Origin of the sequence: Halomonas sp. KX33721 (assembly GCF_001596805.1) — a bacterium.
In the GTDB taxonomy this organism is placed as follows: Bacteria; Pseudomonadota; Gammaproteobacteria; order Pseudomonadales; family Halomonadaceae; genus Vreelandella; species Vreelandella aquamarina.
In genome coordinates, this window is record NZ_LVIA01000029.1 from 23,351 (window position 1) to 36,489 (window position 13,139).

The 13,139-nt window shown below is 49.6% G+C and carries 12 protein-coding genes; all 12 read right to left on the reverse strand.

Features of this window, described 5'->3' with window-relative positions; translation table 11 throughout:
- Positions 1-187: 187 nt before the first annotated feature.
- The 12 genes from A3220_RS16970 to glmS all read right to left on the reverse strand — a co-directional run bounded on the left by A3220_RS16970 (position 188) and on the right by glmS (position 12,730).
- Entirely contained in the window at positions 188-1,036 is an 849-nt protein-coding gene (locus tag A3220_RS16970) for a sulfotransferase domain-containing protein (RefSeq protein ID WP_084812775.1), read from the reverse strand.
- Positions 1,036-1,191, reverse strand: coding sequence for a hypothetical protein (locus A3220_RS17450; protein ID WP_164834386.1), 156 nt, complete (start codon positions 1,189-1,191; stop codon positions 1,036-1,038). Before A3220_RS17450 ends, A3220_RS16970 begins: the two co-directional genes overlap by 1 nt.
- Positions 1,184-1,474 carry a hypothetical protein gene (locus A3220_RS17285; RefSeq protein ID WP_128082425.1) on the reverse strand — a complete coding sequence of 97 codons (291 nt, stop codon included), beginning with the start codon at positions 1,472-1,474 and terminating at the stop codon, positions 1,184-1,186. Before A3220_RS17285 ends, A3220_RS17450 begins: the two co-directional genes overlap by 8 nt.
- A 22-nt stretch (positions 1,475-1,496) precedes the next feature.
- Entirely contained in the window at positions 1,497-1,889 is a 393-nt protein-coding gene (locus tag A3220_RS17290; RefSeq protein WP_128082426.1) for a hypothetical protein, read from the reverse strand.
- The gene (locus tag A3220_RS11475; protein WP_062374940.1) at positions 1,882-2,082 is read right to left on the reverse strand and encodes a hypothetical protein; all 201 of its coding nucleotides are present in this window, start codon (positions 2,080-2,082) and stop codon (positions 1,882-1,884) included. The genes A3220_RS17290 and A3220_RS11475 overlap by 8 nt, the downstream gene beginning before the upstream one ends.
- A gap of 52 nt (positions 2,083-2,134) precedes the next feature.
- Positions 2,135-3,508: a glycosyltransferase gene (locus tag A3220_RS11480; protein WP_062374942.1), complete on the reverse strand. Its 1,374-nt coding sequence runs from the start codon at positions 3,506-3,508 to the stop codon at positions 2,135-2,137.
- 14 nt (positions 3,509-3,522) lie between these two features.
- Positions 3,523-5,391 carry a glycosyltransferase gene (locus tag A3220_RS11485; RefSeq protein ID WP_062374944.1) on the reverse strand — a complete coding sequence of 623 codons (1,869 nt, stop codon included), beginning with the start codon at positions 5,389-5,391 and terminating at the stop codon, positions 3,523-3,525.
- Positions 5,392-5,490: 99 nt separating this feature from the next.
- Positions 5,491-7,098 carry a glycosyltransferase gene (locus A3220_RS11490; RefSeq protein ID WP_084812777.1) on the reverse strand — a complete coding sequence of 536 codons (1,608 nt, stop codon included), beginning with the start codon at positions 7,096-7,098 and terminating at the stop codon, positions 5,491-5,493.
- Positions 7,095-7,631, reverse strand: coding sequence for a hypothetical protein (locus tag A3220_RS11495; RefSeq protein WP_062374947.1), 537 nt, complete (start codon positions 7,629-7,631; stop codon positions 7,095-7,097). Before A3220_RS11495 ends, A3220_RS11490 begins: the two co-directional genes overlap by 4 nt.
- A gap of 61 nt (positions 7,632-7,692) precedes the next feature.
- Positions 7,693-9,138, reverse strand: a complete 1,446-nt coding sequence (locus tag A3220_RS11500; RefSeq protein ID WP_062374949.1) for a glycosyltransferase family 2 protein — start codon at positions 9,136-9,138, stop codon at positions 7,693-7,695.
- Between the two features lie 109 nt (positions 9,139-9,247).
- Positions 9,248-10,585: a phosphoglucosamine mutase gene (gene glmM / locus A3220_RS11505; protein ID WP_062374950.1), complete on the reverse strand. Its 1,338-nt coding sequence runs from the start codon at positions 10,583-10,585 to the stop codon at positions 9,248-9,250.
- 282 nt (positions 10,586-10,867) lie between these two features.
- Entirely contained in the window at positions 10,868-12,730 is a 1,863-nt protein-coding gene (glmS, locus tag A3220_RS11510) for a glutamine--fructose-6-phosphate transaminase (isomerizing) (RefSeq protein WP_062374952.1), read from the reverse strand.
- Between the last annotated feature and the right edge of the window lie 409 nt (positions 12,731-13,139).

Genomic DNA, 13,139 nt, shown 5'->3' on the forward strand with positions numbered 1-13,139 from the left:
GTATCAGAACTGCTATGTCGCCAAGATAATAGTGGCGCCTCCCAGCCTATAGCTTTATGTACGGCGTATCTGAAAATACTATTACCAGTATTATTTCCAGTAATAGCGAAAAGGTCACTAGGTGTTTCACCTGCATGTGGAAAAACACGAGTAGGGGCACCCAAAATAAAAGAATTAGACATCTGTCTCACCTTTTTTCATAGCCTAAAGCAGTCATTTCTTCACCTAGCTCAGTGGCGAAAACGTCTTTTAGGCTATCATTCATCTCCTTTTTCCAACGTTGCACTGAATCTGATACTTTCTCAGACGTCATATGATGCTGAAAATTCTTGGCGTTTTTCTGAACACTCTCAGCATCCAACTGAACACCTAGCCAATCAGATAACCGAACACAGGTTTTATCTGCATTTTCAATGGCATCCTCATACCTTACCATTATACGGCGCTCTTCTTTTTCATCAATTTTCGAAATTGTTTGCATAAACTTCTTTCTTGACCGACAAAGCCTTAATGCAAAACTTTCGTCTGTATCATTTTCCTGCCACCCAAAGCCGTTAAAACCTCTTTTCTTATTAAAGCTTTTTATGGAAAGAAATTCATCTCGTGGATCCCTTATCAAGAAGAGATTTTTCGTATAGACAGACTGATTTACTAAAGCACATATATCATGTGCCACTTTTTCAGCGTAAAAAACAGGAAGATCATTTTTCGGGCAATGTAAAGACTTAGAAAAACCACCCCAAAGTGATGAGAAAACGGTTTTCGGCATGCTGGATTTATCAAAAGCAGATACATTTTGATAAGGCAGTGGCCCAACTCGTTTAATATTATTATGCATCAAACGATCATGATTCCAGCCATCATCGTTATTAGGAGCCATCCCGGTTAACGCAGCGACTCTCGCCAGATAAGTTAAATATCTGTTTTCAAAAGGATATGCTCGTTCAAACAATACATTTTCGTGACTACCTAATAGCTGCATCATAAAAGTTGATCCAGAGCGGCCAAACGAACGTAACAAAACAGGAGTTACCATTAAAGCACCATATCATCTTTTTTAGATTCAATTTCAGAAAGGCGTTTTTCAAGTGAGAAAATCTTTTTCTCTTGATTAACAATCATATGAATAGCGATGGAAAGAAGCTTCTCCTGGTCTACTGAACAATCAAAATCAGAACCAGAATCAGTCAAAGCGGGCTGGCCTTTTTTTAACCAGCAACGAGTTTACTTTCTTTTTATCTTCTTCAAGACGTAAGCTTACCTCTTCCATCACTTTCTTATGTGGAAGTATTTCATTACTAAATTCAGAAGGTTTTAAAACATGCCGACGAAATGGAAAACTTTCCACTTCTCTATCAAATTTACCAGGCAGCACTTCACCCGTATGACTAAAATTATATACTGTTCTAAAAAACAGCTCTTCAGAACTTGGCGATTTATATGAATGCTCTTTCACGCTATCAAGATCATTCATATCTAATATTTTCAAAAAGTCATCAACAGGATTTTTTTACTGCATCAAAATTCTTTAAAATAAAATTTTCGCCGAAAGTCGTTTGCCACTTACTTAGCACTACTGAAAATAAATTAGCAGGCTTTGACTGCATCCACTCTTTGAACGATGGGATTGCAAAACCCTGTGTTGTCTTATGTTTAAGACCCCATTGAAAATAAGCAGAGACACTCCAATCTTCGTGCCGTCTCACATAGGCAACAGGATATACGTCACATGGTATTTCTTTCTGCAAATCGTACAAGAGAGGCGCCATGGTTATATGACGATTAATAAATGACTCATGACTCCATACAACACAAGATACATTTTCTAGTTTTTCTAAACTAGCACGTAAGACGGCCGAAGCTTGCTCAAGTCTTTCATCGTCATTCAACGTCCAGAAAAGTTCTTTTTTTTCTGAAGTTCTGCCACTCATATAGTTTTACAGGCGCTAGCTCCATAAATCTACCAACATAGAGTATGCCATTTTTCAACAGTTCACCCTGTTTTTTCTCAAGAGCCTTCTGAATAGACGTAGAGCCCGTTTTTCCGTTACCTATGTGAACATAAAGTTTCACGTTTTCCATGGCACACCCAATTTTACGCAACCAATATCAATAGAGTTAACAAAGCGGAAAATTAAAAAAACGCTTTATACTCAACTGCACACTCTTCATATGTAAGTGGCGCCTGAATATTTTGATGGAATGCCATCCATTCCTCGTCCTGCATACTGGCGGCTTTCTTCAATACCTGTGCCAAACTAAGCGGGTTTCTCGCTTCGAAGTGCAAACCATCGATTTCATGTGTGATCTTCTCCTTCATGCCACCAATATCTGAAGCGATGACCGGACGCCCATTGACAAAGGCTTCCTGAATCACCATGGGTGAGTTTTCCCACCAGATGGAGGGAATGATCACCCAGTCGACGTTGCGCATTCGCTCCCGCACCTGGAAAGGCTCGTAGGAGCCGACCCAGCGCAGCGAGCCCTCCTCCATCAGCATATTTGCCATCTGCATCACCGAGGTCTTGAACTCGTCGGCCTGATGTTCGAAGTTGGCCCCATGTATCTCGACCACAAATTTATCGCGCTCTTCTTTCTCCATCGACAGCATGGCATGCATCAGAATATCGATGCCCTTGAAGGGGTTGATCTGGCCGAAGAACGCCAAGCGATTACGCGTTGGCTTGGGTGGTGTAACGCGGGCTTTTGCTCCCCGCTGGATACCACGATACTCGATATCATATTTCTCAGCATCCGTGCGAATGCTATTGTCCACAATATCATCAGCGTCTTCGATGGCAGGCAGTATCCGCGGTGAAAGCTTGGGTTCTGGAGACTGGCCATTCTCGATCACGCTGATCTTGTCTTCGGGAATCCCCCACTCCACATAACGCTGCTTGAGGAAGTGGGACGGCGACACGAAGTGATCAACATAGTCGAAGTGCTGACCGATAAAGCTGCGGCGCAGCCAGAACTGCTCCTTGGAAAACTCCGGGAAGCAGCGGTGGCAGTCCTCCAGCGACGAACGGAAGCACAGCTTATTGGAGCCACGTTTGACCATCTGCCCCTGCTGATGACAGATCGCCATATACTCGTGCAGGGTCAGCACCACGCGAATGCTGGGGTCCTCTTCCTTGATGATGCGCAGCAGCTCGATGCCCAAATGGAAGTAGTGATGCAGGTTCACCACAGTAGGCTTCAGCACGCGTATCAGCTGACGAAAATCATTCCATACCGCATAGCTGTTGGCCGCCTTGAGCAAGAAGGAGTCGCCCAGCGACTGCTGCCACAGGTATTCATTTTCCCGGCGCAGGGTAAATGCGCCGGTGGGGCCGTTGCCGCTGTCATGTCGCGCGATAAACCATGCCTGCTCAATGCTATCATCATCGCGCAGGGCCTTGAATACGTTATAGGCGGCAAGCTCGCCGCCGCCGAGGGAAAAATCGGGATGCCCATGTGCCATCACCAACACACGCTGCGGAGCCGCTTGGTTTACCAATGAATCCATGTAAAAAGTGCTCCTTAGCTAAATGACTGCATGACAGATTGAATTTGTTTACCCCAGCGCTTGGTATGTCGCCAAGCGTTAAACCGCACCACCAGCGTGCGGAAGGAGGTATCGCCCAGTGATGAGAACGACTGGCGCTCCAAGTGAACCAGCGACACCCCAGGCACGTAGCCTAGCTGATACCCTTCACTCAGCACTTTCAGGCAGAGATCTGAATCCTCAAAATCACCAATCAGATAACCTTCATCTAAACCGCCCAGCTGATCATAAAGTGAACGTTGCATCATCACGCACGCGCCGGTCACGGCAGGTTTATCGACGATTTGAGCACCTTCTGGGACGTCATCTAGCTCAGGCGCTAACCCCGCCAAGGGATGCTTATTCAACCACACTTGCCACGACTGCGAATAGAAAAACACCATGCCCGCATGTTGCAAGCCACCTTCCGGGTTCAGCAAACGAGCACCCAGTAAGCCATACTGCGGATTTTCGTCCAACAAGGTACTTAATTGGTTTGCCCAGCCCGGTGACGTTGGAAACGCATCACTATTTAGTAACAGTACTTGGCGGCCACGGCTAACGCTCACCCCTAGATTGTTAGCGCCTGAAAAACCACGATTACGATGCCCCCACACAACTTTGAAAGGCACGTTGTAAAGCCGATGTAAATTTTCAACTTCGTTGGAAATGGCCGTCAAAATACGTGGATCATCCACCACATAAATAATTTCCGTGGTTTCAAGCAGCGTTGTGTCTTTAGAGAACGCTAACAGCTGGTGCTCTATAAAGTCCCAGCGGCTGTATAAAGGGATAATCAAGCTTATATCAGGAGATTCTGGTACCTTCCCTAAGGTCATCACTTCAGGGGCTTTCTCATCGTGAGAAAAGGCGCGGCTACGCTCTGCCAGCATCGTTTCGATTAGCTCGCCTTCCCAACCGTTTAACCGCTCATTAAACTTTTCGGCAGGTGTTGGCACGGTAAATGCCCAGCGGGCGTAGCCTTCAGGCTCATTAGGTACTTCAACCGCTTGATTACGCATGACTTCAAAGGCCCGCTTGCTTTCGGGGTGGTACGCCACTATTCCCACAGTATCCGTTATCGAAATAGGATAGGGCCACTGTGTGACAAACCCAGCATCGACGGTGCGTTGGCCAAACGTATCACGAAAGAGGCTAACAATATCTTCGCGCTGGTAGCGCAACGCGCTCGCTAGGTTGAGCACGTTACCTTGGCTATCTACCCCCCACATTTCCCAACCAGGCTGCGCGACCATCCATCCAGCCATCAAACCGCAGCGCGAGGGAATAAGACCAAAGCTGTCGATATGTGCGGCCGCTTTAAGGGGGTCGGGCGTTTGCCAATTAGCGCTCGTTAAAAAAGCAGGCAGTAATGTCTGGCTGGTTGTTTCAACCTGACCATCAATACTGGATGTTTCAGGTAGTCGTTCAGTGGTATCTGTGAAGGTGGTCACATCAGGTAAAGTAAAAGTGACGGGGTCCATGCCTGACCCAAACCGACAGACCAATTCTAGCGCCCCTTTAGAGACCGTTAACTCACTATCTTCCCAATCGAGTAAAAACCCTTGGCTTAGCAGTGCTGGATTACTCGCCTGCATACTTTGAGCAACGTCATTACGAATTTTATGGCTAAACGTTGTATTGATAAGTATATCGCCAGAGCGAATGTCTAGTGAAAGATTATCATCCAACGCTGACACCCAACCCTCAATGCGATACTTACCGCCTGCTTTAACAAGCTCATCAACTTTAACAGCACCAACCGTCTTACCTTTCACCTTTAGGGTATAAGGTGAATTTACGATATTATGCTTCACCACCTTATATTTCCCTTCACCTTTCTTTGCAGAAGACATATTGAACATAAGCATTCCTTTCCATGTATTGACCATGCATTGATCATATACTGTATTGAATTATTACCGATTATCGCAGGTGTCTTTTCACCTTCAAGCTGACGGCACTCAACGCTTTAAAATCGACTGATAAAAATTCCAATAGTTATCTGCCATATAAGAACAGGAATGCTGACCAGATAATTGCCATTGGGTTAATTGCCGCTTTGCTTGTTGCCACTCCTTCGCTTCACTCGCCTTTAACAGCATCAATACAACAGATTCTGCCGTGATATCGTCTGCCAACCAGCCTGCCTGGGTTTCCCTTAGACGCTCGCCAACCGCACCAATGTCAAAACCAATAACAGGCAGCCCAGCGGCCCATAGCTCTGTCAAGGTATGGCACCATGTCTCAGGCCAAATGGATAGCACAGCCCCAAGATGAGGGCGAATTTGAGCGATAAGGGAAGTAAAATCATCCCGCTGGTAGGGGCCGTGTACTACCAGCGAGTTAGGTGCTTGGTCTATCAGAGTTGCATCAAGCGTACCTAGCACATGCCACTCGACATGCGCTAGGCGTTTATCAGCAGCTAGCTGAAGTAACACCTCGGCACCTTTAGCACGTGAGATATGCCCAGGTATCACTACCCGTAAAGGCATGTTGGGTGCAGGTGCCACCGCTAAATCGGTAAGATTATTAAAGTCTCTGCCGTGGGGAATAACCTTAAAGGGTTTATTAAGCAGCGCTGGAAAAATATCCTGCATGACGTTACGCACTTGCTCTGTTGTGGCTACAAAGCCCCGACACAAAGCAAGGCTGCCTGCAAACTGCTGTTGCCAACGATAAACAGCATCATGCTTAAGTGCGGTTATTTCATTCGATGGCCAAAATTCCTGGAAGCACTCACCGCGGCTGGGGGTACAACGCCCTGCACAAAAGTGGTTATTCTCATCCAGCAATTTCACTGACGGGCAGACGGAATAATAATCATGAAAAGAGTACACAACAGGAATGTCTGACTGGTAGGCAACCTCCATTAATCCAAGGCTTTGCCAGACCATATGCCTAACATGAATCACGTTAATGCGATAATAAACCAGCCATTTTTCAACCGCTAAATCATATCCATCCAAGTAATGATCTAATGCGGGTACTTTCTTAGCCAACTGATGCCGCTCAATCGGTAAGTAGATACCGTCTCGAAACAGATAAAGCGTCAGGCTGGTTTCAACACAGCGCAGTACAAAACATTCAACGTTATCGCCTAAACGATTACCTAACGCCGTCATTAAATCTTGATTGGTTTGCGGTGTACCACCCGATTGTATTGAGAGTACATACATGATGCGCACGGTACCATCATCCAGCGGCCTAGTATGTTGCTTATACCAATGAGGCAGCCCACCAGGTAACGGCCATTCTGGCCAGATAGACCTCGTCTGTTGACTAGACAGTTTCTCGTTAACCGTTAACGGCCGCCCTTCTTTATAGCCGCTTTGAAGATAGTGGCGCAGCGCCGGCACCCCAAGCGCTCTTACATCTGGGTTCGCCTGCCAGTAAGCATTAGGGTCAAATGCTGGGCCTGGCTGACGGCCTTCATCTAGGCCATGGCTAATAAAATGGCCCAACGCATCCATACCGCTCTCCTGAACATCACGATAATGTTCAAGATACCAAGCAGCATCAAACAACCGCAGCGCTACCAACCTGTCTTTAAGCTCAGGGGCTAAACTCATTCATCTTCTACTTGCGCAGACATTAAACGTCCCTCATCCCGGCCATATTTCAGGTAGTGAACCAGAGGGTTAATGCCAGAATCACGCACATCATCATACTGCTGAAGATAAAAGCGTGAATCAAACTCTGGGCAGGGATTACGCCCTTCAAAACCGCCAAATAAGGTGTAGTGTGTCGCGGGCTGCTGGGCGAACTCTTCCGCCTTTGCAACGTCTTGGTAGGTTGCTAGGTACCAATCAACATCAAAGAGATTGCTAGCGGCAACTAGGTCAATGTCCTCTTGCTGGCTTTTCGCCTCCTTACTGTCTGGCGATGCGACCGAGCTTGCTGACGATGCCAACTGTTGATTTACCGCCTGGACCTGATTAACTAGGCGCGTCTCCTCCTCTTGCTCTTTTGCTAACTGCTCAGTCAAACGGGCTATTTCTTCAAAGCGCGCTTTGATTGAGGTACGAACCTGCTCCAGCTGTTTATTTAGGCTCTGTAATTGTTGCTGAAGCGCTTCCCTTGAAGGCTGTACGTGTTCAGACACAATGTATTCCTTATAACTTTATTGATCATGCAACTTTGTTTGTAATCAAATGTTTGACACGTCAAACAGTGATAACCATGGGTGCCCAAAACGGGCGTTTACGTGGCGCTTCCGGAAGATAAAGATCTTCAGGAGATAACGCATCACGGTGCCATGCTTCGCTGGCTTTGCGGTAATCAGCTCGAACCCCTGAAAACTGGGTTACCAAATGCGTGCTAGATTGCATGGTTAGCGCCGTAGGCACCATTCGGCCAAACGCAAGGGGCACGCCAGGCAGCACTTCACCTAGACTCTGGGGGCCAAAAGCAGCTTGGATCCGATAATAGTACTCAGTATCCGCTTCTACACGGACTCTATCCCAGTAACCCAATGTTTCAAAGACCTTGCGCCGAAACATCAACGATGACGTATTTCGATATATCCAGCCTTGCTCCATCCGCCATGAAGTAAAGACAAGGTCAGACGTACAGCGTACCCAGTAAGAGTTACAGGCCATCCACTCAGGATGCTGCTGCAACCCACGCCACTGGATTTCCAGTTTCTGAGGATGCGACCAATCATCGCTGTCGTGTACGGTAACGCACTCCCCTTTAGCTTCCGCAAGCCCACGGTTACGGGCTGCATAAGCCCCTAGATTTTCTGGCTGACGTAGCACCCGAAAGCCTGGCGTTTGGGCCGCAAACGCTTCTGCCACGGCTACCGTGTTATCGGTAGATGCATCATCCACCACGATCACTTCCACCGCATCTACAAAGCGGTGCCGAAGGGTTTGTGCCGCCAGGCTTCTTAAAGCGGTTAACACCCCATCACCGGCATTAAATACTGGCACAATGACCGAGACCAAAGGTACGGCTCCTGACACTGTGGCACTTTTTGTTGCATTTTTTGTTGCACTTTCTATTGCACGTTGGCGCTGATCAGCCCCGTCAGCCTTATTTGTATGCGCCCGCACTGAATCTAGGTTATCAATACTTAACGGCTGCTGCCGATTGCGCAACGCCACAGGCACAAGCCCTGCTGCAAGCCAAACATTATTCAACCATGCAAGACGCTGCGCCTGTAACGCCGCTTGAACGTGCCCCGCAACCCCTGCCGACTGCTCAGCTGTCGCCTGGAGCAGGTTAGATACCGCCAGGAACGTATCTTTATAGCCAGGCACTTGGTCACGCAACTGAGCTACCTTTCGCCAGGCCAGGGAAAATGCCCCGCTACGCGTATACGCCTCTATTTCCAACAGTGCAGGCCCTGAATGGTTCGGTAAACACACGTCATCTACTGGCCTGCATGCCAATACTCGCGCTGCTTCCGCCCACGCCTGTTTCCAAGCATACCAACGGCCGAGTGCAAACCCCGCGAAAGACGCTTCTAGTGGGTTGGCATGTTCAAGCAAGCGGTGCAATCCCTGGATACATTCAGCGCCATCATCGGTTTGTTGCCAAAGCGCCTCATCCCATTTAAGCGCTTGCAAAGGACACGGCAGACGCCCTTCTTTGATACCGTGATGCATGTAGTGATCATAAGGATCAACGCCAGCTACCGCTACATCTGGGTATTGTTTGCAGTACCAGGTACTGTCAAACCACATAGGAAGGTTGTCTACTGACATCGTGTTATTTTCACCTCAACGCACCAGCAATATGATCAGCACACCACTGAGCAAGCTGAGCGTCGTTGGCTTCCACCATCACACGGATGAGTGGCTCAGTGCCAGACTTACGCAGCAGCACGCGGCCATTGGTAGCCAGCTTCTCTTCTGCTTCAGTAAGGGTTTGCTGAACCGCTGCACGTTCAAGCGGGTCTTCATTTGTGCTGGCTTTAAAGCGAACGTTCACCAACACCTGGGGTAGCTTGTTCATGCCTTGCTTCGCCTTATGCAGCGTGGTGCCCTGGTTTAACAGCGAAGTGAGGACACGTAGCGATGCAATGACCGCATCCCCTGTAGACGCATGGTCCAGGCTTAGCAAATGGCCAGAGCCTTCACCGCCTAAGCGCCAGCCGGTGTTTTTAAGCTGCTCCATCACATAGCGGTCGCCAACTTTTGCGCGCACAAACGGGATATCAATCGCGGCTAACGCCTGCTCCAACCCTAAGTTACTCATCTGGGTGCCAACAACGCCCCCCGCGTAACCTGCTGCTTTGGCATCTTTCGCTAGAAGGAACAGCAGCTCATCACCATCTACCACCGCCCCTGTATGGTCTACCATCATCAGGCGGTCCGCGTCGCCATCTAGCGCAATCCCAAGGTCCGCTTCATGTTCTAACACCGCCGCACACAGGCTACGCATAGCCGTCGCGCCGCAGCCTGCATTAATGTTCATCCCATTGGGCTGGTCGTGAATGCTAAGCACCTCAGCACCTAATTCTTTATAAACCGCTGGGGCAACTTTGTAGCCAGCGCCATTGGCACTATCCACTACAATCTTCAAGCCACTTAAGCTTAATGTACTGGGCAATACCGCTTTACAGTATTCAATATAGCGACCCGCGGCATCTTCAATACGTCGCGCTTTGCCTAGCGCGTCTGAACTGACGCACTCCATCCCACCTTCCAAGGCAATACGCAGTTTGCTTTCAATTTCCTGCTCTTGAACGTCGGTTAGCTTATAGCCCCCCTGCCCGAAGATCTTAATACCGTTGTCGTCAAAGGGGTTATGAGACGCACTGATCACCACCCCAGCGTCGGCACGGAAGGTGGAGGTAAGATACGCCACCGCAGGTGTCGGCAACGGCCCCACCAAGGCAACGTTCACGCCTGCTGCCGAAAAGCCAGCCTCTAAAGCAGACTCCAGCATATAACCGCTCGCGCGGGTATCTTTACCAATCAATACTTCTTTAATGCCTTCCGCCCCAAGAACCTTACCAGCCGCCCAGCCCAGTTTCATCGCAAAGCTAGGAGTCATGGGGAATTCGCCAACACGGCCACGCACGCCATCGGTGCCAAAATATTTACGCATAAAATCAAACCATTAAAAATATTGTGAAATGCGAGGCAGATTTAGAGATGTTTTCCAAACCGTCCTTCCCGAGAGGGTGGGGTTGTCGCAGGCGCATACACCTAGTACTCAACTTGCTTGAACATGCAAGTAAGTCTATAGAGCCACGGACACTGACGGAAAACACGGACGAAAACCTAAAACCTCAAAAATCTTTTTAAGGTTTTATTTTTGAATTTTTCTTGTCCGTGTCGTCCGTGGCATAAAAAAGGTTTTATCCATAGCAAGGTTAGTAAGAGTCCCTCACTCCACTGTCACGCTCTTGGCCAGGTTCCTCGGCTTATCCACATCGGTGCCTTTCACCAGCGCCACGTGGTAAGAAAGCAACTGTAGCGCCACCACGTGTAAGACGGGCGACAGCAGACCACTGACCTTAAAATCATAATGCTCCGGCATCACCAGCACATTAACGCCTTCACTCGGTTTCACGGCACTGTCACCATCGGCAAACACATACAGCTGGCCGCCACGGGCGCTGACTTCCTGCATATTGGCTTTGAGCTTTTCGAGCAGCTCATCATTAGGGGCCACTACTACCACCGGCATATCCGCATCCACCAGCGCTAACGGCCCATGCTTTAGCTCCCCTGCGGGGTAGGCTTCTGCATGAATATAGGAAATTTCTTTTAGCTTCAGCGCGCCTTCCAACGCAATGGGGAAGTGGCGGCCACGACCTAAGAACAGCGCATGATGCTTATTGGCAAAATGCTGCGCCCACGCCTTAATGCTTGGCTCTAGCGCCAGTACTTTTTCAACCGCAATGGGTAAGTGGCGTAGTTCATCCAGATAGGCTTTTTCATCAGTGTCAGCTAACCGCTGTTTCGCTTTTGCCAACAACAGCGTGAGCAAAAACAGCGCGCTCAGCTGAGTGGTAAACGCTTTGGTAGAGGCCACGCCAATTTCCGGGCCAGCACGGGTAATAAAGCGCAGCAGGGTTTCACGCACAATGGCAGATTCAGGCACGTTACAAATCGCCAGCGTATGGGCATGCCCCATAGATTTCGCATGCTGCAACGCAGCCAACGTATCCGCGGTTTCACCAGACTGAGAAATAACCACCACCAACTGGTTAGGGTTCGCCACGCTAACGCGGTACCGGTATTCACTGGCAATTTCCACGTTGCACGGTATGCCAGCGACTTGCTCAATCCAGTACTTAGCCGTCATGCCCGCATAACTAGACGTACCACACGCCAGGATCAGCACGGAATCCACCTGCTCAAAAACAGCGTGCGCCTCAGCACCAAAAATACCTGGCTGCAGCTGGCCTGCACCGCTGAGCATTTCTAGGGTATTACCCAACGCCTGGGGCTGCTCGAACATCTCTTTTTGCATGTAGTGATTAAACTCACCCAGCTCTACTGCATTCGCAGACAGGCTTAAGGTCATCACTTTCCGCTGGGCTGGCTGACCAAGGGCATCGACCAGGGTGATCGATTCACGGGTTAACCGCGCCACATCGCCGTTTTCCAGGTACATCATTTGCTGGGTGACGGACAGCAGCGCCGAGGCATCAGAAGCGGCGTAGTGGCCGTCTTCTGCAATGCCGAGCATTAACGGTGAGCCTTCACGGGCCACGACCAAGCAATCCGGCTCTTCTTCACTCACCACCGCTAGCGCAAACGCACCTTGCAAATGCGCCACGGCGCACTGCACGGCAGAGAATAGATTTTCAGCGGGTTCGCCAATCTGGCCCTTAAAACAGGCTTGAATAAGATGGGCAATGGTTTCGGTGTCGGTGTCTGAGGTGAACGTATACCCCAGGCCTTGAAGCTGTTCACGCAGGGTTTCGTAGTTTTCGATGATGCCGTTGTGTACCACCGCCAAGCCACTGGAAATATGCGGGTGGGCATTACGCTCCGCAGGCACGCCATGGGTCGCCCAACGGGTATGGGCAATACCCACCTTACCCACAACACCCTGTTCCGCAACGCGGGCTTCCAGCTCCGCGACACGGCCTTCTGCGCGGGCACGCACCAGCGCACCAGAAGCCGTTAGCACCGCTAACCCTGCAGAGTCATAACCGCGATATTCAAGAACCTTTAAGCCCGAAAGCAAAAAGGGCGTACATTCCATAGCGCCCACGGCGCCGACAATTCCGCACATGGTGATTCCTGTGAGTGGTGAGTGGTGAACCCGGCTGCGCCGGGAGCTGTAAGCTTTAAGCCGTAAGCTGTAAGGGGGACTGTGTGACAGCCCAGCCCTGAGGGGTCTCCCGAGCCATAGTGGGGGCGCAGCTTGCTGCGCGAAGGTGGTGTTGCCGAGGTATGCGGGCCCCACTGTCACACTGCCCGCCTATTGAACAATTCCCGCGCGGCGTGCATACCCCTCAGGTACCGCGCCTGGCGTGAGCCTCGATCAGCCCCCGCTTGTCGGCTGGGTGTGAGCGCCCGCCCCGATGGTCTCGACCAGTTCGAAGCTGCCCTTCGAGATATCTCGAGGCTGAAGGGAATGGGGTTGGGCAGCCGTGCGGTTGAATAGAAAGGCATCAGCGGCTGCAGAGGTAGCGGGTCGT

What these genes read in the sequence shown, in the direction of transcription:
- A3220_RS11485 (WP_062374944.1), bottom strand. Translation starts at nt 5,391, where the DNA reads ATGTTCAATATGTCTTCTGCAAAGAAAGGTGAAGGGAAATATAAGGTG.
- A3220_RS11480 (WP_062374942.1), bottom strand. Translation starts at nt 3,508, where the DNA reads ATGGATTCATTGGTAAACCAAGCGGCTCCGCAGCGTGTGTTGGTGATG.
- A3220_RS11490 (WP_084812777.1), bottom strand. Translation starts at nt 7,098, where the DNA reads ATGAGTTTAGCCCCTGAGCTTAAAGACAGGTTGGTAGCGCTGCGGTTG.
- A3220_RS17285 (WP_128082425.1), bottom strand. Translation starts at nt 1,474, where the DNA reads ATGAATGATCTTGATAGCGTGAAAGAGCATTCATATAAATCGCCAAGT.
- glmS (WP_062374952.1), bottom strand. Translation starts at nt 12,730, where the DNA reads ATGTGCGGAATTGTCGGCGCCGTGGGCGCTATGGAATGTACGCCCTTT.
- A3220_RS16970 (WP_084812775.1), bottom strand. Translation starts at nt 1,036, where the DNA reads ATGGTAACTCCTGTTTTGTTACGTTCGTTTGGCCGCTCTGGATCAACT.
- A3220_RS11500 (WP_062374949.1), bottom strand. Translation starts at nt 9,138, where the DNA reads ATGCATCACGGTATCAAAGAAGGGCGTCTGCCGTGTCCTTTGCAAGCG.
- glmM (WP_062374950.1), bottom strand. Translation starts at nt 10,585, where the DNA reads ATGCGTAAATATTTTGGCACCGATGGCGTGCGTGGCCGTGTTGGCGAA.
- A3220_RS11475 (WP_062374940.1), bottom strand. Translation starts at nt 2,082, where the DNA reads ATGGAAAACGTGAAACTTTATGTTCACATAGGTAACGGAAAAACGGGC.